This is a genomic window from Sulfurimicrobium lacus, assembly GCF_011764585.1.
GTDB classification, from domain to species: domain Bacteria; phylum Pseudomonadota; class Gammaproteobacteria; order Burkholderiales; family Sulfuricellaceae; genus Sulfurimicrobium; species Sulfurimicrobium lacus.
The window spans coordinates 2,065,558-2,090,837 of record NZ_AP022853.1 but is presented as its reverse complement, the minus strand read 5'-3'; the positions used below and the strand labels follow the sequence as shown (position 1 = coordinate 2,090,837).

Below are 25,280 nucleotides of genomic sequence, written 5' to 3'. Positions count from 1 at the left end.
TTAGAGTAATATCTCTAGCCCATTTTCGTTTCTCCACTCGGAAACGCTGCTAATATTTCCGAGAATCACGGTTTTATGGCGGGCCTCCCCGCATTGCAAGGTAGTGAACCTGGTCAGGGGCGGAAGCCAGCAGCCACAGCTATTTATTGCAAGTGCCGGGGGTCAGGCTCGCCACCCTCATTTTCTCGATCGATATCGCCGGACACGATTTCCACTGGGGTTCCGGCAGGCACTAGGTCGAATAATTCGATGATGTCCTGATTGCGCATGCGTATGCACCCATGAGACACAGGGCTGCCGATTGCCTTTTCGTCAGCCGTGCCGTGAATGTAAATATAGCGGCGCATGGTATCCAGTTCCCCAAGCCGGTTGAATCCGGGCTCGCAACCCGAGAGCCACAGTATGCGAGTAAGAATCCAGTCCCGCTCGGGAAACAACTGCCCGAGCCCCGCATTATAAATTTCTCCCGTGGGGCGCCGCCCAGAAAAGACGGCGTTAACTGGCTGCCCTGCGCCGATCTTGGCGCGAATCTGGTGCCTGCCTCGCGGAGTACGAAGACTGCCGGATTGTTCGCCCGCACCATTTTTAGCGGTTGAAACCGAGTAGCTCCTCAGTGGACAATCATCATCCAGGAGTTCCAGTGTTTGCTTCTCTATATTGATTCTGATTTTGCGCAATTATATGACGAAGGCGTAACCGCTCTGCCTCACTCGCTATGTCGTGCGTTATGGCGCTTTCAGCCGCCTAGGGGTAAGAATACGCAGCCGAATCGGCATTGACCGCCCTGGGCTGACGGGGCGCCTCACCACCGCTTGTGATTGAATGTTTGCCTGCTGCAGGATTCTCCCGCACGGCCGCGCCGGCAATTAGTTTGCTGGCCTTGATTCTTGCTCTGTCGGTCTCGCCGTTCAGATTGATCACGTTGAGTTTTCCGAAGCCCTGTCCGAAATCATTGGCAAAGTCATATACCGCACCGATCACGGTCAGGTCTCCCTGCTTCACCTCATGTGCGAATTTCTTCAAGGCAGCAGCCACTTGATTGTTCACGTTGGTGCGCACACCATCTGCATTGGCTACACCCTTGGCTATCCTGATGCTTTTAAGTTCGCGCCGGATAGCGCTGGATTCCTTGGCATAGTTGCCGGAAGCGGCATTGATCGCGCCGCAGGAAGAGTGGCCGACAAAAATCAGCAACGGCGTATGCAAATGATGCACCCCGTATTCGACCGAGCCCTCGGCGGTCACCAGCTGGTTGCCGATGTTGCGCACCATGAACAGGTCGCCGTCGGGGGTCTTGTCGAACGCCTGGGTGTGCACCCGCGAATCGGAGCAGGTCACGACGGTGGCGCGCGGCGTCTGGCCGGCGATGAGCGGCTTGTAATACGCGGCATTATGGTTTTTGACAAAATCCTCGTTGTCCTGCAGCAGATTGCTGACTATGCCCTGGAGCTGCTCGGACTCGGAGGCCGGCATTGCCGCAGCGTGCTTCGCGGCTACGCCATACCTAGCCGCCGCACCGGCGCCAAGCGGCAGGCAGGCTATCAGGACGGCGATCAGGCTGCTTTTCAACGCCGACATGCTTACTTACTCATTCCCACTCGATGGTTGCCGGTGGCTTGCCGGAAATATCGTACACCACGCGATTGATCCCGCGCACTTCGTTGATGATGCGGTTGGAGACCTTGCCCAGCAAAGTGTAAGGCAACTCGGCCCAGTGCGCGGTCATGAAGTCCTGCGTCTGCACGGCGCGCAGCGCCACCACGTAGTCGTACGTGCGCCCGTCGCCCATCACCCCAACCGACTTGACCGGCAGGAACACGGCAAAAGCCTGCGAGGTTTTCTCGTACCAGCCGGAAGCACGCAATTCCTCGATGAAAATGGCATCGGCGCGGCGCAGCAACTCGGCGTATTCGAACTTGACCTCGCCCAGGATGCGCACCCCAAGGCCTGGCCCCGGGAAGGGATGGCGGTACACCATGTCGTGCGGCAGTCCCAGCGCGATGCCCAGTTCACGCACTTCGTCCTTGAACAGCTCGCGCAGGGGTTCCAGCAGCTTCAGGTGCAAGGTTTCCGGCAGCCCGCCGACATTGTGGTGCGACTTGATCGCGTGTGCCTTGTTGTTCTTTGCGCCGGCCGATTCGATCACGTCCGGGTAGATAGTGCCCTGCGCCAGCCATTTGGCATTCGGCAGCTTGGCCGACTCGCGCTGAAATACTTCGACGAATTCGCGCCCGATGATCTTGCGTTTCTGTTCCGGATCGATCACCCCGGTCAGGTGCTTCATGAATTCGCCGCTGGCATCGACATGAATGACCTTGACGCCGAGATTATCGGCAAACGTCTTCATGACCTGCTCGGCTTCATTCAGGCGCAGCAGACCGTTATCCACGAACACGCAGGTGAGCTGCGTGCCGATGGCGCGGTGCAGCAGCGCTGCCACCACCGACGAATCCACGCCGCCGGAAAGGCCCAGAATAACCTCGTCGGAACCCACTTCGGAACGAATCCTGCCGATGGCCTCCTCGACATAATCCGGCATGTTCCAGTCGTAGCCGCAGCCGCAGATATCGTGCACGAAGCGTTCGAACAAGGCCTTGCCTTGCAGGGTATGCGTAACTTCGGGGTGGAACTGCACGCCGTAGAAGTGGCGCGCCTCGTCCGCCATGCCGGCGATCGGGGTGGCGGCATTGGAGCAGATCACCTTGAAGCCGGCCGGCAGCGCAGTCACCTTGTCTCCGTGGCTCATCCACACGTCGAGCAAGCCGTGGCCTTCCTCGTTGCCGCGGTCCTGAATGTCGCGCAACAAAGCGGAATGCCCCTGGGCACGCACCTCGGCATAACCGAATTCGCGATGCGAAGCGTTTTCCACCGTGCCGCCCAATTGCGCAGCCATGGTCTGCATGCCGTAGCAGATACCCAGCACCGGCACGCCGAGATCGAATACCACATCCGGCGCACGCGGCGTTTCTTCCTCATACACCGAGGAAGGACCGCCGGAAAGGATGATGCCCTGCGGTTTGAAGTCGCGGATGAACTCGGGGCTGACGTCGTAGGGATGCAGCTCGCAATAAACGCTGGATTCGCGCACGCGGCGGGCGATCAGCTGGGTGTATTGGGAACCGAAGTCGAGGATGAGGATTTTCTGGTGGGACATGGGCGGGCGCTTCGCAGTGAGGAGTGAAGAGTAAGGAGTGAAGAGTTAAAGGGAGAGGAGAGAGTTTTTTTACTCCTCACTCCTCACCCCTAGCTCCTCACTAATCAACGTGATAATTCGGCGCTTCCTTGGTGATCTGCACATCATGGACGTGAGATTCGCGGATGCCGGCGCTGCTGATTTCGACGAACTCGGCCTTTGCGTGCATTTCAGCAATGGTTTTGCAGCCCAGGTAACCCATGCTGGAGCGCAAGCCGCCCATGAGCTGGTGGATGACCGTAAGCACGCTGCCCTTGTAAGGCACGCGGCCTTCGATGCCTTCCGGTACCAGCTTGTCGGCGTTGGCTTCGTTGTCCTGGAAATAGCGGTCCTTGGAACCTTGCTGCATGGCGCCGAGGGAGCCCATGCCGCGGTAGGACTTGTAGGAACGCCCCTGGAACAGTTCGATTTCACCCGGCGCTTCTTCGGTGCCGGCGAACAGGCCGCCCAGCATTACAACGTTGGCGCCCGCGGCGATGGCCTTGGAAATGTCGCCGGAGTAGCGGATACCGCCGTCGGCGATGAGCGGCACGCCGCAATCTCGCAAGGCGTTGGCCACGTTGTCCACCGCAGTGATCTGCGGCACGCCTACACCCGCGACGATGCGCGTGGTACAGATGGAGCCGGGACCGATGCCGACTTTGACCGCGTCAGCGCCGTTGTCCACCAATGCCAAAGCAGCGGAGGCGGTAGCGATGTTGCCGCCAATAACCTGCACTTGCGGGAAATTCTTCTTCACCCACTTGACGCGATCCAGCACGCCCTGGGAGTGGCCGTGGGCGGTGTCCACGACGATCACGTCCACGCCGGCCGCAGCCAGCAACTCGACGCGCTCTTCGGTACCGGCACCGACCCCCACCGCCGCGCCGACGCGCAAACGGCCGAGGTGGTCCTTGCAGGCCAGCGGATGTTCGGTGGATTTCTGGATGTCCTTGACGGTCACCAGACCACACAGTTCGAATTTATCGTTGACCACCAGCACGCGCTCCAGGCGGTACTGGTGCATCAATTTCAGCGCTTCCTCGCGGGATGCGCCTTCTTTCACTGTGATCAGGCGGTCGCGCGGGGTCATGATATTCTTGATCGGCTGATCGAGGTTGGTCTCGAAACGCAGGTCGCGGTTGGTGATGATGCCGACCACGAGGCCGTTATCAACCACCGGCAGGCCCGAAATCTTGTGCTGACGGGTGAGGACCAGCACGTCACGCACCGTCATGGCAGGGGAAATGGTGATAGGATCCTTGACCACTCCGCTCTCGAAGCGCTTGACCATGGCGACATGAGCGGCCTGCTGCTGGGGCGTGAGGTTCTTGTGGACGATGCCGATGCCGCCTTCCTGAGCCAGCGCGATTGCCAGGCGCCCTTCCGTCACGGTATCCATGGCAGCGGACAGCAAAGGCAGATTGAGGGTAATTTCCTTGGTCAGCTGAGTGCTCAGGCTTACATCGCGGGGAAGAACTGCGGAGTGGGCGGGAATCAGCAGGACATCGTCAAAGGTGAGCGCTTTTTGAACGACACGCATGATTTATTATCCTTAATATTACAAAGGCGCGATTATACGTGTTTGGTCCGAGGCGGTAAACCGGCGGGTTAAGAGTCGAGCACGACACCAAACCGCTTGCGCTCGCACGGGGTCTCGGTTATGTTGATAACTGTTCTCACGAATCGCAAAACCCGATCACGATGAAATTGATCCTCGCCCGTTTCATGCTCGCTTTCATGCTGCTGTGGCTCCCCTTGCAGGGCTACGCCGCGCAGTCCATGCATGCCTGCCCGAAACATCATGCACACGAGCAACTCGCAGAGAGTTCGCCGCATGAGGGATGCCATGGGCAAAACATGGCGGCATCACACCATGCACACCCCATCGCCAAGGCGAACCTGGCGTGCGACGACTGCTCTTCGTGTCATCTGATCGTTCAACCCGCCTTGATTGTTGCGCCACTGGCGCTGATTTTCGATACCGTAAAATTACCGCAACCTATATCCAACGATTCTTTCCTGCCGTTCTTTCCCGAACAGCCACAACATCCGCCTCTCGCTTTTTTCTCCTGATTTTTCCAAATCGCCCCAAGAACGGAGAATGGGTAACTACGCCCATTGCTCGGTTATGTATACGATATTCAAGGAATGACATCATGAAAAAAACCCTGAGCACTTTCATCGCCGCATTCGCCCTGCTGACCTCCGTTTCGGCGCTTCATGCCGCCGACGTGGCGAGCGGCAAGGGTATGGTCAACCAGGTCGACGCTGCCGGCGGGATCGTGAACATTAGCCACGAGGCCATCCCCGCGCTCAAGTGGCCGGCCATGACCATGGACTTCAAGGTCGCCGACAAGAAAAGCCTGGCACGAGTCAAAACCGGCCAGGCAGTCAGCTTCGGCCTGAGCAAGGACCCGAAGGACGGCTACGTGATTTCGCACATCGAATCCGCCAAATAAACTCCCCCGAGGAAGCCACATGGCTTCCTCGGGATGTTGCTGCATTTTTTGGAGGACCGACGTCCATGAAACCCGATCGCAATGCCTTCGTGCCGCGAAAGCCGCACCTGATCGCCCTGCTGCTGGGCTTGTTCAGCGCATCCGCGCTGGCCGCTGGCGGCCCGCTGCCCGGCGCCAACGTGGAAAGCCTGCTCGAACTGGCGCGCAACCGGAACCCCGATTTCGCCGCGGCCAACCATGAGGCTCAGGCTGCAGCGGAGCGCGTCTACCCCGCCGGGTCATTGCCCGACCCGACGCTGCGCACCGAATTGCGCGACATCACCAACCAGGGCACGGACACCGCGCCCAGCCTGCTTCCCAGCCGGATCGGCAGCACCAAATACACCCTGATCCAGCCCGTACCATTCTGGGGCAAGCGCGACCTCAAACGCGACGTGGCGGAAGCCGAGGCCCACCAGGCCAGCGGCCTTGCCGCGCAGAGCTGGGATGAGCTGGCGGCGAGCATCAAGACGCTTTACGCACAATATTACGTGCTGGCCGGGTCCGAGAAACTGACGCGCGAGTTGCTCGAATTCGCCGGGAGCCTGGAAAAAATCAGCCGGGCGCGCTACGCCAGCGGTCTGGTGCCACAGCAGGACGTGATCCGCGCCCAGGTCGAGCAGACCGGCATGCGTACCGAACTGGTGAACATCGAGAACGAGCATCACCATTCCATGGTCAAGCTCAACGCCTTGCTGAACCGACCCGCCATGGCGCCGCTCGCGGAACCGCTGGCATTGCGCCCTCTCCCGCCCCCCGCCAGGCTCGACTACGGCGCGCTGGAAGCCCGCCTGCGCAGCCACAATCCGCAACTGTTCGTCGCGGAAGAGCGCGTCGTGGCAGCGACGAAAAGCCGCGAACTGGCCTACCGCAACCGCTATCCCGATTTCAACCTGGGCATTTCGCCCATCCAGGTCGGCAGCAAGGTCAATGAGTGGGAATTGATGATCGAGCTCAACATACCGTTGCAGCAGAAAAGCCGCCGCTCCCAGGAGCGCGAGGCGCAGTCCATGCTGGCCGCGGCAGAGTCGCGCCGCGAGTCGACGCAGAACCGCTTGCTCGCCGAACTCGCGGAAAATCTGTCGGCGCTCGAATCCGCTCGCCGGGTGGAAACCCTGACGCGCGACAGTTTCCTGCCGCAAGCCGAGCTCAGTTTCAAATCCGCGCTGGCCGGCTACGAGAACGGCAAGGTCGATTTCGCCACCCTGCTCGATGCGCAGCGCCAGATCCGCAAGGCCAAGCTGGACCTGCTGAAGGCCCAGGCCGATGAACAGACGCGACTGGCGGAAATGGAACGCCTATTGGGAGAAGACCTATGAACAAGACAATGGCACTCGCCCTGGCCGCCGCCGTGGTGGCCGCGCTGGGAGCTGGTTACTGGCTCGGTGGCCAGCGGGCCGGACAGGTTGTGACGACGGCGCAAACGCCATCCGCGGCCAAGCCGGCCACTAGGGAGCGCAAGATTTTGTTCTACCGCAATCCGATGGGCCTGCCCGACACCTCGCCGGTGCCGAAAAAGGACCAGATGGGGATGGATTACATCCCGGTTTATGAAGGAGAAGAAGCAAACGAGCCCGGCCAGGCAAGACAAGTCAGGATCAGCAGCGAAAAAATCCAGCAGCTCGGCGTGCGCAGCGAAGCCGCCACGCTGCGCAGCCTCTCCCGCAGCGTCCACGCCGTGGGCCGGATCGAAATCGACGAACGCCTGAGCCATACCGTCGCTCCGAAATTCGAAGGCTGGATCGACAAGCTCTACGTCAACACCACCGGCCAGGAAGTCAAACGCGGCCAGCCGCTGATGGACGTCTACAGCCCCGACCTGGTATCGGCGCAGAACGAATACTTCATCGCCCGCCAAGGCGAAACAAGCCTGCGCCACGCCACCCCGGAGGCGCAGGAAAGCATGAAGCAGCTCGCCGAAGCCAGCCTCGCAAGGCTCAACAACTGGGACATATCCGCCGGACAATTGCAGGACCTGAGCAAAAGCGGCAACGCCCGGCGCACCCTCACCTTCCGCGCGCCGGTCAACGGCATCGTGATCGAGAAAAAAGCCGTCCAGGGCATGCGCTTCATGCCGGGCGACGTGCTGTACCAGATCGCCGACCTGTCATCGGTATGGATCGTCGCCGACGTGTTCGAACAGGATCTGGCACTGGTGCGGCCCGGCGAGAATGCACGCGCGATGCTCAACGCCTATCCGGGCAAGGCGTTCTCCGCCCGGGTCAGCTACGTCTACCCGACGCTCAACCCGCAGACGCGTACCGTCCCGGTACGGCTGGAGCTGGCGAACCCCGGAGGTCTGCTCAAACCCGGCATGTATGCCGACGTGGAACTGTCCACGCCAGCCGGGGGAAAGGTTCTCACTGTCCCGGCTTCGGCGGTGATTTACAGCGGCAAGAACCAGACCGTGCTGGTCGAACTCGCGCCAGGCCGCTTCGAACCCCGCCCGGTAAAGCTCGGCATGCAGGGCGGCGACTACGTGGAAGTGCTGGAAGGCCTGACCGAAAGCGAGAAAGTGGTGGTTTCCGCCAACTTCCTGATCGACTCGGAAAGCAATCTCAAGGCCGCGTTCAGCGGCATGAGCGGCAGCCAGGCCAAACCTGCAGCACCACCCGAACATAATGGACACTGACGCTCCTTGAAGGAGGAAGAGCGATCGTCCCTTCCCCTTCAAGGGGAAGGCTAGGATGGGGATGGGTTAAAAAGGATAAAAATGAAAGGCCAAACGAACTCTTTCGTACTCGATAACAAGCTGCAGCGAACTCTTCGCCGCAACCTGACCGATGCTGAACAGCGGCTGTGGCAACGGCTGCGCGGTCGTCAGCTCAATGGCCACAAATTCAGGCGTCAACATCCGTTTGGCGATTTCATTCTGGATTTCGTTTGTCTTGAAGCAAGACTGGTCATTGAAATTGACGGTGGGCAGCACATGGACTCGGAGCACGATCGTACCCGCGATGAAAAGCTTGTTCAGTCAGGTTTTCAAGTTGTGCGATCCTGGAACAACCAGGTTTTTAATGAGTTGGATTCCGTCATGGACGCCATATGGCACGCGCTTAAACCCCATCCCCATCCTGACCTTCCCCTTGAAGGGGAAGGAACTGGCGGAGGTAAATAGTATGCTCAGCAAAATAATCGAGTGGTCCGCGCGCAACGTTTTCCTGGTGCTGCTGGCCACGCTCGCGATCGTCGCCGGCGGCATTTACGCCATCGTCAAAACGCCGCTCGATGCCCTGCCCGACCTCTCGGACGCACAGGTTATCATCTACACCGAGTACTCCGGCCAGGCGCCGCAGGTGGTGGAAGACCAGGTCACCTACCCGCTCACCACGGCCATGCTGTCGGTGCCGAAATCGAAGGTGGTGCGCGGCTTCTCCTTCTTCGGCGCATCCTTCGTCTACGTGATTTTCGAGGACGGGACGGACATCTACTGGGCGCGTTCGCGGGTGCTGGAATATCTGTCCTCTATTTCGGGCCGCCTGCCGCGGGGCGTCTCGCCCCAGCTCGGGCCGGATGCCACCGGGGTGGGCTGGGTGTACCAGTACGCGGTGGTGGCGAAAAACAAGTCGCTGGCGGAGTTGCGCACCATCCAGGACTGGTTTCTGCGCTACCAGTTGACCAAGGCGCCGGGCGTCTCGGAAGTCGCCAGCATCGGGGGCTTCGTGCAGCAATACCAGGTGGTGGTCGACCCGCGCAAGCTGCAGGCCTACGGCGTGCCGCTTTCCCGTGTCTCGCAGGTAATCCGCGACTCCAACCGAGATGTCGGCGGGCGCGTGATCGAAATGGCCGAAACCGAATTCATGGTGCGCGGCAAGGGCTACCTGCGCAACAAGGGAGACCTGGAACAACTGGTGATCAAGAGCGAAAAAGGCGTGCCGGTGCTGCTGCGCGACATCGCGCGTGTGGAACTCGGCCCGGACGAGCGACGCGGCCTGACCGAGCTCAACGGCGAGGGCGAAGTGGTGTCGGGCATCGTCATGGCGCGCTACGGGCAGAACGCGCTGGAGGTCATCGCCAACGTCAAGGAGAAGATCGCCGAGCTTGCCAGCGGTCTGCCGGAAGGGGTCAAGATCGAATCGGTGTACGACCGTTCCGGGCTTATCCTGCGCGCCATCGCCAACCTCAAGACCACGCTGCTGGAGGAAAGCGCCATCGTCGCCCTGGTGTGCGTGCTGTTCCTGCTGCACGTGAGGAGCGCCCTGGTGGCCATCATCATGCTGCCGGTCGGCGTGCTGATCGCCTTCATCGCCATGCGCCTGCTGGGCATGAACTCCAACATCATGAGCCTGGGCGGCATCGCCATCGCCATCGGGGCGATGGTGGACGCGGCCATCGTCATGATCGAGAACGCGCACAAACACCTGGAACGCCTGCAATCACCCCACTCCTCCCCCTTCAAGGGGGAGGCTGGGAGGGGGATGGGGGAAGCAGACCTGGACACCCATCCCCACCCTAACCCTCCCCTTGAAGGGGAGGGAACTATTAGTGCACGAGCCCAAGCAATAATAGCCGCCTGCAAGGAAGTCGGCCCGGCGCTGTTCTTCTCGCTGTTGATCATCACCGTCTCGTTCCTGCCGGTGTTCACGCTGGAGGCGCAGGAGGGCCGGCTATTCTCGCCGCTGGCCTACACCAAGACCTTCGCCATGGCCGGTGCGGCGTTATTGTCGGTGACCCTGGTGCCGGTGCTGATGATGCTGTTCGTGCGCGGCCGTATCCTGCCCGAGGGGAAAAATCCGCTGAACCGTTTCCTTATCTGGGTTTATCGCCCGGTGATCGCCTGGGTGATGCGCTGGAGAAAGCTGACCCTTCTCATCGCGCTGGTGGTCATGGCACTCAGCGTGTACCCCGCGCTGCGGCTCGGCAGCGAATTCATGCCCACGCTCAACGAAGGCACCCTATTCTACATGCCCACCGCGCTGCCCGGCATGTCGGTCACCAAGGCGGCGGAGACCTTGCAGACCCAGGACAAGATCATCAAGAGTTTCCCGGAAGTGGAATCGGTCTATGGCAAGGCGGGCCGCGCCAACACCGCCACCGACCCGGCGCCGCTGGAAATGTTCGAGACCATCATCAACCTCAAGCCGCAAAGCGAATGGCGTCCGGGCATGACCACCGACAAGCTGATCGCGGAACTCGACCAGGCGTTGCGCCTGCCCGGCATCGCCAACTCCTGGACCATGCCGATCAAGGCGCGCATCGACATGCTCTCCACCGGCATCCGCACCCCCGTCGGCATCAAGGTGTTCGGCAAGAACCTGGAAGAGATGGAAAAACTGGCCGAGGAAATCGAGGCGGCGGTGAAGGGGGTGCCAGGCACCAGCAGCGCCTACGCCGAACGCCTCACCGGCGGCTTCTATCTCAACATCGAACCCGAACGCACGCAGCTGGCGCGCTACGGCGTGACCGTGGGCGAACTGCAGGACGTGATCGCCACGGCGCTCGGCGGCGAGATGGTCACCACCATGGTGGAAGGGCGCGAGCGTTTCGGCGTCAGCGTGCGGTATCCGCGCGATCTGCGCAGCACGCCGCAGATGATCGCCACGCAGGTACTGGTCCCGGTGAACAGCGAAATGGGCGGACAAGCGGCGATGGTGCCGCTGGGCCAGCTCGCCCGGATCGAAATCGCCCGCGGCGCCCCCGCCATCCGCACCGAAAACGCCCTGCTCTCGGCCTACATCTACGTCGACATCCGCGACCGTGACATCGGCGGCTACGTGCACGACGCGCAGCAGGCGGTGCGCGCCAAGGTGAAGTTCCCGCCCGGCTACTACGCCACCTGGAGCGGCCAGTTCGAGTACATGGAGCGGGCCAAGGAGAAAATGAAAATCGTCATTCCGGTGACGATGGCGATCATTTTTCTGCTGCTTTACCTCAATTTCCGGCGTCTCACCGAAACCCTGATCGTGATGCTGTCGGTGCCGTTCGCGCTGGTCGGCGGGGTGTGGCTGATGTGGTGGCTGGGATATAACCTGAGCGTTGCCGTTGCGGTCGGATTCATCGCGCTTGCCGGCGTCGCGGCGGAGACCGGCGTGGTGATGCTGATCTACCTCGACCGCGCACTCGACGAAATCAAGGCCAGACGGGCCGCCGAGGGCAGGCAGTTGGCGCCGTCCGACCTTTACGCCGCGGTGATGGAGGGTGCGGTCGAGCGAGTACGTCCCAAGATGATGACCGTGGTGGCGATCATGGCCGGCCTGCTGCCGATCATGTGGAGCAGCGGCACCGGGTCCGAGGTGATGAGGCGCATCGCCGCGCCGATGGTGGGCGGCATGCTGTCTTCCACGCTTCTGACCTTGGTCGTGATTCCGGCGCTCTATGCGCTGGTCAAGGAATGGTCGCTGTTCGAAAGGAAAATGAAATGAAAGAAAAAATCTTCGCTGCGCTGCTGTGTGCCGCGCTACTCGCGGGCTGCAGCGACGACAAACCGCAGAATCAGCGCAAAGGATCGCGTCAGTACGACATGAACGCGCTGGCGCTGGGCGAAAGGGTGTTCCAGAAAAACTGCGCCGTGTGCCATGGCTACACCGGCGAAGCAAAGCCCGGCTGGCAGAATCCGGGGCCGGACGGCAAGCTCCTGCCGCCGCCGCTGGATGACAACGGCCGCGCATGGCGCCTGACCGGCCGCCAGATGAAACAGTTCATCCTCCAGGGCAGCCCCGCCGGACGCGGCAACATGCCGCCCTGGCAAGGCAAGCTGAGCGAGCAGGAACTCGATGCCGTGGTGACCTGGATTACCTCGCTGTGGTCGGATGCAATTTATATGCAATGGCAAAGCGACGTGGCACAGGAACAAAACATGGGCACAACGGGCCTTACTCAGGATGCAGCAAAGGGGAACTTGTAATTGAGGGCAAATGCCCCAAATTCCTCAGACAAGCGCACACCAGGCGCGCCAATTTCGCTTCTATAACCGATGTCCTCTCATTGAACAGGAGATTCGCATGTACGGATTCAGCACCGAAGTAAAAGGCTCTTTCGACGATGCCGTAGCAAAAGTGACCGAAGAACTCAAGAAAGAAGGTTTCGGCGTACTTACCGACATCGACGTGAAAGCCACCATGAAAGCCAAGCTCAACATCGACGGCAAGCCCTACCGCATACTCGGCGCCTGCAACCCGCCGCTGGCGCACCAGGCCATCACGGCAGACCCGGACATCGGCCTGTTGCTGCCCTGCAACGTCGTGGTGCGCGAAGACGATAACGGCAAGATCATCGTCGCATTCATGGACCCCTCGGCCGTGTTGAAGCTGGTGGACAAGCCCGGCATCGAGCAACTGGCAAATGAAGTGCGCGGCCGCCTGGAGCGGGTGCGGGACGCGGTCAAGGCCTGAGTCGGATAGGCGCACTGAATTGATCCAGCGCCTCTACAGCTTATGAATTGAACCAACCAAGGCCCGGCTCAGCGCCGGGCCTTTTTTACTGCGACAACGAACGTGAAGATGGGGCGGGAGGCCGAATCGGAACGCCTCAGCTTTTGGCCGCCGAGGACGTTTCCGACTCCTCTTCCGGCCAGTCCTTGATGTATTTCTTCAGCAGTTGATTTTCAAAGTTGGTCTGCTCCAGGACGGCGCGTGCCACATCATGGAAAGTGACCAGGCCCAGCAGTTCGTCTCCCAGCATCACCGGCAGATGACGAATCCGGTTTTCCGTCATGATGCTCCGCGTATAGTCGACAGTGTCTTCCGGGCCGCCCTGGATGAGGCGCGTGGTCATGAGATCCCTCACCTTCAGACGGGTCAGGTCGCAGGCATGTTTGTGCGCAGCCCGCATTACGTCGCGTTCGGTGATGATGCCTGCCACCTTCCGCCCCGCGTCGAACACCACCAGAGAGCCGATATTGCGACTCACCATCATGCCGATGGCCTCCGTCACCAGGGCCTCCGGAGCGACACTGAAAATCTCGCCCCCTTTCACAGCAAGGACATCGCGCAGCAACATGGTCATCAACTCCTTTTTGCAGTTTTGGAACAGCCTGACAAGTCTCATTATGCGATTATTTTGCCTAGATTGAAGAGGTAGTAGCTATTAAGCGGCAGAAAGTGGGAAAATACGCCTTGCCCCAAGGAAAAATAATTCCTTGATTCGAAACTGAAGGATAGCAATGAAACGAGTGGATGATTTTCGCCTGCGCTTTGGCAAGCAGGAATTGGTACCAATCATGATTGGCGGGATGGGCGTGGACATTTCCACCGCTGAACTGGCACTGGAAGCAGCACGACTGGGCGGCGTTGGGCACATCTCCGATGCCATGTTGCCTACGGTCTCCGATCGTCGCTACGACACCAACTTCGTCAAGGAAAAGCTGAAGCTGTACACGTACAACCTCGACAATTCCGACAAATCCGCCGTGAAATTCGACCTCGGCCAGGTGGCCGAATCCACCCGTCTGCACGTGAGCAGGACGATGGAAGCCAAACGCGGGTCGGGCATGATCTTCATCAACTGCATGGAGAAGCTCACCATGAACGCGCCGCGCGAGACGCTGCGCGTGCGTTTGCACGAGGCACTGTCGGCCGGAGTGGACGGAATCACCCTGAGCGCGGGCTTGCACCTGGGTTCGTTCACGCTGATGGAAGACCATCCGCGCTTCCGCGACGCCAAGCTCGGCATCATCGTTTCATCGGTCCGGGCACTGCAGTTGTTCCTGCGCAAGAATGCCAAGCTCAACCGCTTTCCCGATTTTATCGTCGTCGAAGGTCCCCTGGCTGGCGGGCATCTGGGCTTCGGCCTGGACGACTGGATGAAATTCGATTTGCGCACCATCGTGAACGAAGTCCACCAGTACCTGCGCAATGAAAAACTCGATATCCCGGTCATACCGGCAGGCGGAATTTTTACCGGCAGCGATGCAACGTCCTTCCTCGAAGAGGGTGCTGCGGCGGTGCAAGTGGCGACACGATTCACGGTGACCGACGAATGCGGTCTGCCGAAAAACGTCATGCAGGAATATTTCAAGGCCGGGGAAAACGACATCGAGGTCAACACCACCTCCCCCACCGGCTACCCGATGCGCATGCTGAAAAACAGTCCTTCCATCGGTTCCGGCATCCGTCCGGGCTGCGAATCCTACGGCTACCTGCTCGATGCCAACGGCCACTGCGCTTACATCGACGCCTACAACCGCGAGGTCGCGGCACACCCGGACGCCAAGAAAATAGAGGTGATGGACAAGACCTGCCTGTGCACCCACATGCGCAACTTCAAATGCTGGACCTGCGGGCACTACACCTATCGCCTCAAGGACACGACACGCCAGTTGAAGGATGGCTCATTCCAGATCCTCACTGCCGAGCATGTGTTCCACGATTATCAGTTCAGCACCGACAACCGGATCGCCTTGCCGGGGGAGTAGCGCGCTGTAGGGGCAGACTCATTCGGCCCATGGGCGGCTTAAAGGCGCCCATGGGCCGCGCTGCTTTAACGCTTTAAAAAGTCAGCGTTTCGCCGATTTTCATCACCCGCAGCCTGGCTTTCGCGCCCTCTTTCTTGAGCGCGGTGCCGAACGCTTCGGGTGTCCCATCCAGCACCGGGAAGGTGCCGTAATGCATCGGCACCACCATACCGGGGTGAACCAGCCGTACCGCTTCCGCCGCACGTTTCGGCCCCATGGTGAAATGACCGCCGATACAGGCAAGCATCACGTCCACCTTGTCGAATTTGGCGATCAAGGCCATATCGCTGAAAACATCGGTATCGCCGGTGTGATAAATGGTCGGGCCGTTCTTGACCGAGACGACGAACCCGCCGGGGTTGCCGCCATCGTGAATGTCCTTGTCCGCGCTTCCTTCCGGGGCCACCACGGTGGAACTGTGGATGGCTGGAATGAAGGTAATTTTCACCTCCCCGTCGAGCAGATTCAGCTCCCCGCCGAAATTACCCTGCGTATCGAAACCCATCTGTTTTTCCGGATACCCTCCATAGGTGGCCAGCGCCTTGCCCAGATCGAACGTACTTACCAGCTTCGCACCGGTTTTTTTGGCGATTTCCACGCTATTGCCGACATGGTCGAAATGACCGTGGGTGATAAGGACCAGGTCCGCCTTGTCGAGCTTGGCGAGGTCTTCCTTGCCGTTCTTGTTGGCGGGGTTGGTGATCCAGGGATCGATCAGCAACACCTTGCCGGAAGGGGTCGTCAATTTGAAGGCAGAGTGTCCGTACCACGTCAGCTCCGTCTTGCCAGCCGCAAGCACCACGGCCGGAACCATCAGAACCAGGGCAAGAATCCAATTCAATTTGCGCATAAGGCCTCCTGTCAGTCGCTTGTCACACGGTCAAAAACCACGAAATCGTAATCATGGGGATTCTTTTCATCGGCCAGGCAGTTCGTCCGCGACACCTCGCGCCAAACGCTTCGGTCGAAATCGGGAAACCAGGCATCGCCGGCAACGGCGGTTTTCACCTCGGTGAGATAGATGCGTTGCGCAACATCCAGCGCCTGCCGATACATGTCCGCCCCGCCGATGAAAAACGCTTCGTCATCCCCCGCGCAGGCAGCCACGGCCTCCTCCAGGGAGTGCACCACGACGCAACCGGGCGCGCTGAAGGCGGCATCGCGCGTGACGATCACCGAAATCCGCCCCGGCAGAGGTTTGCCGCCGGGCAGCGATTCATAGGTCTTGCGCCCCATCACCATGTGATGCCCCATGGTGAGCGCCTTGAAATGCGCGAGGTCGGCCGGCAAGCGCCAGGGCAGCTTGTTGTCGACGCCGATGACGCGGTTCCGGTCTATTGCCGCGATGATCGAAAGACGCGGCTTCATACCGCCACCGGCGCCTTGATCGCCGGATGGGGATCATAGCCTTCGAGGGTGAAGTCCTCGAATTTGAACGCGAATATGTCCTTGATATCGGGATTCATGCGCATCGCCGGCAACGGACGCGGCTCGCGGGAGAGCTGGAGACTGGTCTGCTCCAGGTGATTGAGGTAGAGGTGCGCATCGCCCAGCGTATGCACGAAATCCCCGAGTTTCAGGCCGCACACTTGCGCCACCATCATGGTCAGCAAGGCGTAGCTGGCGATGTTGAACGGCACCCCGAGAAAGATATCGGCGCTGCGCTGGTAAAGCTGGCAGGACAGCTTGCCGTCGGCGACGTAGAACTGGAAAAAGGCGTGGCATGGCGGCAGCTTCATCTTGTCCACGTCTGCCACGTTCCAGGCGGAAACGATCAGGCGCCGGGAGTCCGGATTATTCCTGATCTGCTCGATCACCTGGCTGATCTGGTCGATATGACGCCCGTCCGGTGTCGGCCAGGAGCGCCACTGATAGCCGTAGACCGGGCCGAGATTGCCGTTTTCATCGGCCCATTCGTCCCAGATGCTGACGCCGTTGTCCTTGAGGTATTTGATATTGGTACTGCCCTGCAGGAACCACAGCAGTTCGTGAATGATGGATTTGAGGTGACATTTCTTGGTCGTCACCAGCGGGAACCCTTGGGCGAGGTCGAATCGCATCTGGTGGCCGAACACGCTCACCGTGCCGGTACCCGTCCGGTCGGATTTCTTGTCGCCGTGGCTCAGCACATGGCGCATCAGATCGAGATATTGCTGCATACGAACCCTTAAAATAGTGCGGTAAAAATTATCGCGCTAGTATAACTTCTAAAGTTGCGGAATTCCGGACTTGGACTGACACGCGCCGACAATCATGATTCCGTCTTTTCCCCCAAGCCGCCATGCAGCGACTGGCTTCGAGATATCTCGGATCCGTTAAAACTTCACGCATCGCTTCCCAGCATTCTGACTTCGCGTTGCGGCAATGGCATGGTGATGTTCTGCTCGCGAAACGTCTCCAATATTGCCTTGTTGACCTCGCTCACAGCCACAACGTAGTCGGACACAGTCACCCACGGGGTGACGCTGATCGTGACGCTGGATTCGGCGAGCCGCGCAACGCCGAATACTGGCACAGGATCCTGCAGCACGCGGGAACTCGCGCGCAGTATCTTCTCGATCAGTTGCAAGGCGACATTGACATCGGTGCCGTAAGCAATCCCCACCTCGATGTTGAGCTGTCGTATCCGGCCATAATTGTGCAGAATCTCGCCGACGATTTTGCGGTTCGGAATCACAACCTTCGACCGGTCCGTATGCCCCAAAGTTGTGCTGAAAAGGCTGATATCGAGAACCTCCCCTTCCTCCCTGGAAATCGAGATGTAATCTCCGACATGGAAGGGACGCGTGAAGATGATGGTCAGGCCCGCAGCGACATTGCCGATGATGCCCTGCATCGCCAGTGCGACCCCCGCACCGGCCACGCCGAGTCCGGCGATGAGCGGCAATAACTCGATGCCGAGGTTCTGCAGCGCCATTATCGCAAACAGCCCCAGCACCAGTACCCGTGCGACCCGCACCAGCAGATCGCGAACCTGAGATTCCAGCTTCAACCGCACGAGCAGGCCCTCGATGAGACGGCCAACCCAGCGTCCGACCATGTAGCCGGCGACGAGGATGACGATCGCCACCATCAGCTTCGGCCCGAACCTGATGGCCATATCCAGAACGGACGCCTTCACCTGATCAAGTGACTGTAATGACTTATCCATGGAACATGCTTTCCTTCGAATGGGGTGATCTGGCGTTCTTTCGCGTCCACCCGGCGTTGCGCAACAGTACGACTACAGGCGATCCAATATGAACGGCCGTTTCCCCTCGAGCATCATGCGCTGCAGATTGGCGCCGATACCTTGCGCCAGATCGAACCACGCCTCCGCCAGTTCCCGCGGCAATTGTTCATGCAGCGTTTCACAAAAAATCGCCAGCCATTGTTCGAACGCCCGTTCGTTCAGGCCCAGTGGCTGGTGCCTGCCATTCATGTCGAACGGCCGCTGGCGCTCGGCCCGCCCGCCCATGGCCCACCACCAGAACACGGCGATATGCTGTTCGTGTTGCGCGAAATCCTCGATGTGCGAGAAAAAACCGCTCATCTCGGGATGAGCCCGCAGCTTGTCATAAAAGGCGTGCACCACCACATCGACACGCGCCCGCTCGATCATGGCGCATAACGGCTTCCTAGCCGAGGCGTTGCCACTGTCCATCGATCAATCCTTCCAACGGTTGAAAATTGGCTTTGTAGGCCATTTTGTCGCTTTCGGCGATCCAGTAGCCGAGATATAGATAAGGCAAACCCATGCGGCGGCACAACTCGGCCTGCCACAGGATGTTGTACGTACCGAAACCGGCTTGCGGCATATCGGGGTCAAAAAAGGTATAAACCGACGACAAGCCGTCTTCGACCACATCCACCACGCTCACCATGTGCAGGCTGTCTGCCGCACCCAGGCCGGCGCAATCACGAAATTCCAGCAGCAGCGTATTCAGTCCACTTAAGAGCAAAAACTGGCGATATTGATCCTCGCTGTCCTGGTCCATGCCTCCACCCGCGTGCCGGCTCGCCTGGTAGCGGCGGTAAAGCGCGTAATGCCGGACGTCGAACACCAGTTCGCGCAGCGTTGCCTCAAGCTGCTGATTGCGCTTCCAGGTGCGGCGCTGGGAACGATTAGGCTTGAATTCGTCCACCAGCAAACGCACCGGCACGCAGGCGCGGCAAAGGTCGCACTGGGGGCGGTAGGTATACAGGCCGCTGCGGCGGAAACCGGCGCGAATCAGCTGGCTGTAGACGGCATCGTCCACCAGTTCATTGGGCGTCACAACCTGGGAACGGGCGCTCTGTTCCGGCAGGTAGCTGCACTGGTAAGGCGCCGTGAGGTAAAGCTGGATCTGGCGAGGAGGAAGATCACTCAATGAGGTCATGGTCGAACTGCCAGCGGCCGGGTTGATGCGGCAATTCTATCAGCTGAGCCAGACCCAGCACAAACGCGGCGCGGGGAATTTCTCGCGCCCCGAGCGTGGCCAGATGGGCTGTCTTCATCTGGCAGTCGATCATGCCGAAGCCCCAGCGCTCCAGTTGCTTCACTAGGTGGACAAAGGCGATTTTGGAGGCGTCCGTGGCACGGGAAAACATGGACTCACCGTAGAACATGCGGCCTAGCGCCACGCCATACAGGCCGCCGACCAATTCGCCGTTGCGCCAGATTTCCACCGAATGGGCGAGGCCCTTTCCATGCAATGCGCTATAAGCTGCAACCATCTCATCGCTGATCCAGGTTCCGCCGGCTCCTGCCCGAGGCGCGCCGCAGGCTTGCATCACGGCGCGAAAAGCGCTGTCGACACGAATCTCGTAATCACGTTTTTTGAGTGTCTTACGCAACGAGCGCGAAACCTTGAGTTCGGCGGGAAAGAGCACCATGCGCGGATCGGGGCTCCACCACAGAATCGGGTCGCCGGGATTGAACCATGGAAAAATTCCGTGCCGGTAGGCCTCAAGCAAACGCGGTACGGACAGATCCCCGCCCGCGGCAAGCAGTCCGTTAGGGTCGTGCAACGCCTGCGTTACGTGCGGAAAAGCGTCGCCGGGATGCAGCCAGGCAATCATGAAACGAAATCCCGCCTAATCTTCTACGCAGATTCCGCCCTGGCAATCGCAGCGACAGCCCGCGCCCGTCGAATTGCGAAAGTGATGCGCGGAAAACCGGATGTGCGATTGTTTTTCTCTCATGCTGCCTCTTGAACGGTAAATGCTGAAATTGCTCGAAATGTAGCATTTGCAGATATTAAAGGGCAAAAAACAATCGAGTCAGCATTTCTGAGCATGCCCGCTGCAACAGGAATGGCCTTTAGCCTGGAGAATATCCAGTTCATGTTCATGAACATGGGGCGCAGCAGGCTTGACCAGCCCCATGAATAAATCCCGTACCGCAGTGCGCGGGGTTTTTTCTCCGCTGATGACCACCTTTACGCCGCGTTGTGCCAGTTTATTTATAAAACCCTGACCGGCGCTTGCTGTGAGTATGACATCCATGTCGTCGAGAGGATGGGGACCGCCGGCAAATTCATGAAACGACATTTCCATGGGCAGGTCGAGTCGCCCCACCTCCTCCGGGTCACAGGGAACAGTAACGTCGAAAATCAGAAAACGGCGCGATTTGCCGGCATGCCCGGTAATACTCTTGAAGTTCTGACTGGTTACGGCGACTTTCATATTGGCTTTCCTTCCCATGATTCAATTTTCAAGATGCGTGTTACAGACAACCTTCCTGTCCTGCCCCCAATTGCTCCGCCAAGAAAAACCCCCGAGGCGCTAGGCGCATCGGGGGGAAAAAACTGACGGTGGGGGGACCGCCAGGGTGAAACTGCAACCACTTAGCAGCTGTTGCATCAATCGCCGATTAAACATAAGCAATAGGCGTACCACCCCATGCAGGTTGAACAATTATGTTTAAAATCAAAGCGTAACAAAAATCCATTGGCAAATAGCAAAGATATACTCGGCTATTTGTATGCCAGAAATGGCGGTTGTAAGTTATAGATGATCCTAAAATGGCATAGCGGATTATTTGCGCCTGCCGCAACAATACTTAGTGGCCATGCGCCAGGGGCATGATCTTCAGCGCGATGGGCAAAAAACACCGTGCCGGGACGGGTATTAGGGTATGACTTTTATCAACCTGATAAAACAAGGACATATGGTGTTAATATGCTTGAATTACGCCATATATGACATACAAAGCCACCCATGACAGCCACCATTGACACAAACATTCCTGCCGAACTCATTTCGCTACTGGATAGCTTCCCGGAACCGAAGATTCTTCTTGACGAGCACTACCGCATACTTGCTGCCAATACAGCCTACCGGCGCGAATTCGGCAGCAACCGGAAAATCGTCGGGAGTTACTGCTATGAGCTGTCCCATCATTACGACAAGCCCTGCGACCAGGCCGGCGAGAACTGCCCGTTGCGAGATTCCATGGAAAACGGCGAGCTCAACCGTGTGTTCCACGTCCATCACACTTCGGCAGGAAGAGAACACGTTGAAGTGGAAGTGGTTCCGGTCAGGAACGAGGCCGGAAACACGACCTACTTCATGGAAACCATGCACTTCCTGCGCCATGCTCATGGCGGCGTCCGCGATCACGAAATGGTTGGCTACTCCCGCTCGTTCAATCGCATGCTCGAGCTCGCCAAGCGCGTCGCAGCACGTGAAACTTCGGTGCTGCTGCTGGGTGAATCAGGCACCGGCAAGGAACTGGTGGCGCACGCCATCCACGACATGAGCCCACGCGCGGCATCGCCTTTCGTGGCGGTGGAATGTTCCGGTCTGACCGAAACCCTGTTCGAGAGCGAGATGTTCGGTTACGAGAAAGGCGCCTTCACCGGCGCCATCGGACGCAAGATCGGACTGGTTGAAGCAGTGCGCGGAGGCACCTTGTTCCTCGACGAGGTCGGGGATATTCCCCTGTCGCTCCAGGTCAAGTTGCTGCGACTGATGGAGGCCGGAACTTACCGCCGCATCGGGGGCGTGGAACCGCTGCGCGCGGATTTCCGCCTGATCGCCGCCACCCACCGCGATCTGGCGCAAATGGTCAGGGACGGGTCGTTCCGGCAGGATCTTTACTTCCGCATCAACGTATTCCCCATCCCGCTGCCGCCGTTGCGCGAGCGGACCGAAGACCTGCCGATGCTGGCGGAAAGACTGCTGGCACGCCTCGATCCAGGCCGGAGAATCACCATCAGCAAGGAAGCCATGAACCGCCTGTTGAACCACGACTTTCCCGGCAATGTGCGGGAACTGCGCAACATTCTGGAGCGTGCGTCGATCCTCGCCGACGGCAATACCATCCTGCCGCAGCATTTGCCTGCCGACACGAGCAAAACAGACAAAACAGAAAAAGGGGCCGAAATTATTCCGCCCCAAGCCCCTCCATTCAACGAAATACTCCCGCTGGAAAAGCTGGAGAAACGTTACCTCGCCTGGGCGGCAGAAAATTTCCCGGGAGACCGAAAGACCCTGGCCGAACACCTGGGCATGAGCGAGCGCACCTTGTACCGCAAGCTCAGGAAGCCCGACTAGGGGTGTTGTCCTCAGCCAGCGCTGCATGCCGGCCACGTTCTGCGTTCACGCCCATCAAGAGCAGCAGCCCAGCGAGAAAATAACTGCCGGTGATCAGCATGGAAAGACGATGGTCGCCCCCGGAAATCCAGCTCACCAGGCCGTAAGTGAGCGGCCCCAGAATGGATGACAATTTCACTGCCAGCCCCCACAAGCCGAAGAATTCCGCGCTGCGCTCGCGCGGACTGAGGTAACCGACCAGCGCGCGCCCGGCCGACTGGGATGAGCCCAGGCAGAGGCCGGCAATGTTCGCGGCCAGCCAGAATTTACCCGGCGTATCGGCGTCATAGGCGACCAGGATCATCACCATCCAGCCCAGCAGCGTCAGCGCGATGGTGCGGATGTGGCCAAGACGGTCCTGAAAGTGGCCGAACACAAAGGCCCCGGCCGCTGCCATGATATTGACCAGCAACACCATCCTGATGGTTTCCTGCGTGCCGAAATGCATAGCCTGCTGGGCATAAATGGCCGCCAGCGCAATGACCGCCTGAATACCCGCCTGGTAGAACACCAGACACAACAGAAAGCGTGCCAGATCGCGATAGCGGCGCGCATGATGCAGCGTGTCGCCCAGACGGGACAGGGACTCCGCGACCATGCCGCGCCCCGCAAAGTGTGGCTGCGGCAAGGCACGCTCCTTGAGAATCAGAAAGGTGGGCAGCGAAGAAAGCGCGAACAGTCCGGCTGTGATCAGCATGGTTACGGGCACAAAACTGTCCGCCTCATGCCCCTGCCCTTGAGCCCAAGAGATATAGGCAAGCGCAGCACCCAGGCTGACCAGCCCGCCGACAAAGCCGATGCTCCACCCCCACCCGGAGACCTTGCCCAAGGCGTCGCCCTTGGCCAGTTCCGGCAGGAAGGCTGCGATCAGGTTCTCGCCGCTGCCGAAAAAATAATTGCTGAGAACCACGAGCGCGACCGCCAGGTACAGATCGCCCTTCCCTACCAGCGCCAGTGCGGCGGTGAAAGCCACGCAGCCGATGGTAGTGACAAGCAGGAGTCTCTTCTTGGCACCGAACGCGTCAGCATAAGCGCCCACGGCCGGCGCCGTTACCATGACGAGAAAATAAGACAGCGCAAGAGCTGCCGACCAGGCGAATGTGCCCCAGTCCTTTCCCTGCGCCACCACGGACACGAAGTAGGCATTGAAAACAGCGGTAATCACCACTGTGGTATAGCCCGAGTTGGCGAAATCGTACATCGCCCAGGCCCAAACCTCGCGCGGACGCACGCCTTCGGCCAGAATTTTTGCGCTCATGCCAGTATTAACCTAGAAACCTTGGTTGGACGTGGTGGAGTATGTGGTTTTTACGGTGCAGGGCAAGGCGCAACGACGCGGAATGGCTATTCCATTCCAAGGAGATGCAACGCCGCCATGCGCCGCAAAAACCGCATAATCCGCCGCGGAGCGATGATGCTAAACAGGTGAACCCATAATTCACGGATAAACCAGTTAAATCCATTGCGTGATGTACTCATTAAGAAAGCGGTCAACTGAGGTTTTTAGGTTTTATCCGTCATAAAATGACGGTTGAAGCATAGCAGACATAGGGATATATTGGCCCTTTCCCGTTGCGTGAATAAGGAGTTTGCCATGACCGATATCACCGCATTGCTCGGCGGAGAAGCCGAGAGTCTGCTAACCCACCAGTGCAAAGTATCCAAGGACATGCTGCACCTGCCCGGCCCGGATTACGTGGATCGCATCGTGTCCCAGAAAGACCTGCGCCCCGGCGTGCTGCGCGCCATGCAGACCCTGTTCGACCACGGGCGCATGGGGGGCTCCGGCTACCTCTCCATCCTGCCGGTGGACCAGGGCATCGAACACTCCGGCGGCGCTTCCTTCGCCCCCAACCCGATCTATTTCGACCCGGAAAACATCGTCAAACTCGCCATCGAGGGCGGCTGCAACGCGGTAGCCTCGACCCTCGGCGTGCTCGGCTCGGTGGCGCGCAAATACGCGCACAAGATTCCCTTCATCGTGAAAATAAATCACAACGAGATACTGTCGCTGCCGGAAATCTACGACCAGACCCTGTTCGCCAGCGTGGACCAGGCATTCGACATGGGCGCGGTCGCCATCGGCGCCACCGTGTACTATGGCTCCCCGGAGTCGCGGCGCCAGATCCAGGAAATCAGCGAAGCTTTCGCCCACGCCCACGAACTGGGCATGGCCACCATCCTCTGGGCCTATTTGCGCAATCCCGGCTTCAAGAAGGACGGCATCGACTACCACACCAGCGCCGACCTCACCGGCCAGGCCAACCACCTCGCCGCCACCATCGAGGCGGACATCGTCAAGCAGAAGCAGGCCGAGAACAACGGCGGTTACACCGCCATCAAGTTCGGCAAGACTCACCCCAAGGTATACAGCGAACTCACCAGCGACCACCCCATCGACCTGACCCGCTACCAGGTGGTGAATTGCTTCATGGGCCGCGCAGGCATGATCAATTCCGGTGGCGCATCGGGCGGCGCGGACGACCTCGCTCAAGCGGTACGCACTGCGGTGATCAACAAACGCGCTGGCGGAATGGGGCTGATCTCCGGACGCAAAGCGTTCCAGAAACCCATGGCGGACGGCGTGAAACTGCTGAATGCGATTCAGGACGTGTATCTGGCAAAAAATGTGACGGTGGCGTAACAGTCACGAAAAACG

General features: G+C 59.4%; 24 protein-coding genes, 1 other RNA gene and 1 pseudogene. 12 read left to right on the top strand and 14 right to left on the bottom strand.

What is annotated here, in order from left to right:
* Nucleotides 1–77 precede the first annotated feature (77 nt).
* Nucleotides 78–176, top strand: an RNA gene (ffs, locus tag SKTS_RS10335) — signal recognition particle sRNA small type.
* Nucleotides 177–200: 24 nt separating this feature from the next.
* Here the strand turns inward: ffs and SKTS_RS10330 are convergent.
* The 4 genes and pseudogenes from SKTS_RS10330 to guaB form a co-directional block, all read right to left on the bottom strand.
* Nucleotides 201–677 (bottom strand): annotated as a pseudogene (locus SKTS_RS10330) (L,D-transpeptidase family protein); the annotation flags it as partial.
* Between the two features lie 67 nt (nucleotides 678–744).
* A complete protein-coding gene (locus tag SKTS_RS10325) occupies nucleotides 745–1,578 on the bottom strand; it encodes a carbonic anhydrase (protein ID WP_173064246.1) in 834 nt (277 codons plus the stop codon).
* 10 nt (nucleotides 1,579–1,588) lie between these two features.
* Entirely contained in the window at nucleotides 1,589–3,154 is a 1,566-nt protein-coding gene (guaA, locus tag SKTS_RS10320; RefSeq protein WP_173064243.1) for a glutamine-hydrolyzing GMP synthase, read from the bottom strand.
* Between the two features lie 100 nt (nucleotides 3,155–3,254).
* Nucleotides 3,255–4,715: an IMP dehydrogenase gene (gene guaB, locus SKTS_RS10315; protein ID WP_173064240.1), complete on the bottom strand. Its 1,461-nt coding sequence runs from the start codon at nucleotides 4,713–4,715 to the stop codon at nucleotides 3,255–3,257.
* A 161-nt stretch (nucleotides 4,716–4,876) separates the two neighbouring features.
* Between guaB and SKTS_RS10310 the strand changes: the two genes are divergently transcribed.
* The 8 genes from SKTS_RS10310 to SKTS_RS10275 all read left to right on the top strand — a co-directional run bounded on the left by SKTS_RS10310 (nucleotide 4,877) and on the right by SKTS_RS10275 (nucleotide 13,004).
* Nucleotides 4,877–5,248, top strand: coding sequence for a hypothetical protein (locus SKTS_RS10310; protein ID WP_173064237.1), 372 nt, complete (start codon nucleotides 4,877–4,879; stop codon nucleotides 5,246–5,248).
* An 83-nt stretch (nucleotides 5,249–5,331) separates the two neighbouring features.
* Nucleotides 5,332–5,634, top strand: coding sequence for a copper-binding protein (locus tag SKTS_RS10305; RefSeq protein WP_173064234.1), 303 nt, complete (start codon nucleotides 5,332–5,334; stop codon nucleotides 5,632–5,634).
* A 65-nt stretch (nucleotides 5,635–5,699) separates the two neighbouring features.
* Entirely contained in the window at nucleotides 5,700–6,992 is a 1,293-nt protein-coding gene (locus SKTS_RS10300; RefSeq protein WP_173064231.1) for a TolC family protein, read from the top strand.
* Nucleotides 6,989–8,305 carry an efflux RND transporter periplasmic adaptor subunit gene (locus tag SKTS_RS10295; protein WP_173064228.1) on the top strand — a complete coding sequence of 439 codons (1,317 nt, stop codon included), beginning with the start codon at nucleotides 6,989–6,991 and terminating at the stop codon, nucleotides 8,303–8,305. The genes SKTS_RS10300 and SKTS_RS10295 overlap by 4 nt, the downstream gene beginning before the upstream one ends.
* Nucleotides 8,306–8,386: 81 nt before the next feature.
* Entirely contained in the window at nucleotides 8,387–8,791 is a 405-nt protein-coding gene (locus SKTS_RS10290) for an endonuclease domain-containing protein (protein ID WP_173064225.1), read from the top strand.
* A 1-nt stretch (nucleotide 8,792) separates the two neighbouring features.
* The gene (locus SKTS_RS10285; protein WP_173064222.1) at nucleotides 8,793–12,035 is read left to right on the top strand and encodes an efflux RND transporter permease subunit; all 3,243 of its coding nucleotides are present in this window, start codon (nucleotides 8,793–8,795) and stop codon (nucleotides 12,033–12,035) included.
* Nucleotides 12,032–12,517, top strand: a complete 486-nt coding sequence (locus SKTS_RS10280; protein WP_173064221.1) for a c-type cytochrome — start codon at nucleotides 12,032–12,034, stop codon at nucleotides 12,515–12,517. The genes SKTS_RS10285 and SKTS_RS10280 overlap by 4 nt, the downstream gene beginning before the upstream one ends.
* Nucleotides 12,518–12,614: 97 nt before the next feature.
* Nucleotides 12,615–13,004: a DUF302 domain-containing protein gene (locus tag SKTS_RS10275; RefSeq protein ID WP_173064218.1), complete on the top strand. Its 390-nt coding sequence runs from the start codon at nucleotides 12,615–12,617 to the stop codon at nucleotides 13,002–13,004.
* Nucleotides 13,005–13,140: 136 nt separating this feature from the next.
* Here SKTS_RS10275 and SKTS_RS10270 read toward each other — a convergent pair whose 3' ends face one another.
* Entirely contained in the window at nucleotides 13,141–13,611 is a 471-nt protein-coding gene (locus SKTS_RS10270; RefSeq protein ID WP_173064216.1) for a CBS domain-containing protein, read from the bottom strand.
* A gap of 163 nt (nucleotides 13,612–13,774) precedes the next feature.
* Here SKTS_RS10270 and SKTS_RS10265 point away from each other — a divergent pair, with 163 nt between their 5' ends.
* A complete protein-coding gene (locus SKTS_RS10265; protein ID WP_173064213.1) occupies nucleotides 13,775–15,025 on the top strand; it encodes a nitronate monooxygenase in 1,251 nt (416 codons plus the stop codon).
* A 73-nt stretch (nucleotides 15,026–15,098) separates the two neighbouring features.
* Here the strand turns inward: SKTS_RS10265 and SKTS_RS10260 are convergent, their stop codons facing one another.
* The 8 genes from SKTS_RS10260 to SKTS_RS10225 form a co-directional block, all read right to left on the bottom strand.
* Nucleotides 15,099–15,914, bottom strand: a complete 816-nt coding sequence (locus SKTS_RS10260; protein WP_173064210.1) for a metal-dependent hydrolase — start codon at nucleotides 15,912–15,914, stop codon at nucleotides 15,099–15,101.
* Nucleotides 15,915–15,925: 11 nt separating this feature from the next.
* Nucleotides 15,926–16,432 (bottom strand): dihydrofolate reductase, encoded by a 507-nt coding sequence (locus tag SKTS_RS10255; RefSeq protein WP_173064208.1) that lies wholly within the window; start codon nucleotides 16,430–16,432, stop codon nucleotides 15,926–15,928.
* Nucleotides 16,429–17,223 carry a thymidylate synthase gene (locus SKTS_RS10250; protein ID WP_173064205.1) on the bottom strand — a complete coding sequence of 265 codons (795 nt, stop codon included), beginning with the start codon at nucleotides 17,221–17,223 and terminating at the stop codon, nucleotides 16,429–16,431. Before SKTS_RS10250 ends, SKTS_RS10255 begins: the two co-directional genes overlap by 4 nt.
* Before the next feature lie 164 nt (nucleotides 17,224–17,387).
* Entirely contained in the window at nucleotides 17,388–18,215 is an 828-nt protein-coding gene (locus tag SKTS_RS10245) for a mechanosensitive ion channel family protein (RefSeq protein WP_173064202.1), read from the bottom strand.
* Nucleotides 18,216–18,287: 72 nt separating this feature from the next.
* Nucleotides 18,288–18,707, bottom strand: a complete 420-nt coding sequence (locus tag SKTS_RS10240) for a group III truncated hemoglobin (protein WP_173064199.1) — start codon at nucleotides 18,705–18,707, stop codon at nucleotides 18,288–18,290.
* The gene (locus SKTS_RS10235) at nucleotides 18,682–19,422 is read right to left on the bottom strand and encodes an arginyltransferase (RefSeq protein WP_173064196.1); all 741 of its coding nucleotides are present in this window, start codon (nucleotides 19,420–19,422) and stop codon (nucleotides 18,682–18,684) included. The genes SKTS_RS10240 and SKTS_RS10235 overlap by 26 nt, the downstream gene beginning before the upstream one ends.
* Nucleotides 19,406–20,104 carry a leucyl/phenylalanyl-tRNA--protein transferase gene (gene aat / locus SKTS_RS10230; protein WP_173064192.1) on the bottom strand — a complete coding sequence of 233 codons (699 nt, stop codon included), beginning with the start codon at nucleotides 20,102–20,104 and terminating at the stop codon, nucleotides 19,406–19,408. Before aat ends, SKTS_RS10235 begins: the two co-directional genes overlap by 17 nt.
* A 201-nt stretch (nucleotides 20,105–20,305) precedes the next feature.
* The gene (locus SKTS_RS10225) at nucleotides 20,306–20,710 is read right to left on the bottom strand and encodes a NifB/NifX family molybdenum-iron cluster-binding protein (protein WP_173064189.1); all 405 of its coding nucleotides are present in this window, start codon (nucleotides 20,708–20,710) and stop codon (nucleotides 20,306–20,308) included.
* A 534-nt stretch (nucleotides 20,711–21,244) separates the two neighbouring features.
* Between SKTS_RS10225 and SKTS_RS10220 the strand changes: the two genes are divergently transcribed.
* A complete protein-coding gene (locus SKTS_RS10220) occupies nucleotides 21,245–22,582 on the top strand; it encodes a sigma-54 interaction domain-containing protein (protein ID WP_173064186.1) in 1,338 nt (445 codons plus the stop codon).
* On the opposite strand, the gene SKTS_RS10215 is transcribed toward SKTS_RS10220, so the two are convergent.
* Entirely contained in the window at nucleotides 22,566–23,879 is a 1,314-nt protein-coding gene (locus SKTS_RS10215; protein WP_198420343.1) for an MFS transporter, read from the bottom strand. The genes SKTS_RS10220 and SKTS_RS10215 overlap by 17 nt on opposite strands.
* Before the next feature lie 336 nt (nucleotides 23,880–24,215).
* Between SKTS_RS10215 and SKTS_RS10210 the strand changes: the two genes are divergently transcribed.
* Nucleotides 24,216–25,265 carry a class I fructose-bisphosphate aldolase gene (locus SKTS_RS10210; RefSeq protein ID WP_173064183.1) on the top strand — a complete coding sequence of 350 codons (1,050 nt, stop codon included), beginning with the start codon at nucleotides 24,216–24,218 and terminating at the stop codon, nucleotides 25,263–25,265.
* The last annotated feature ends 15 nt before the right edge of the window (nucleotides 25,266–25,280 follow it).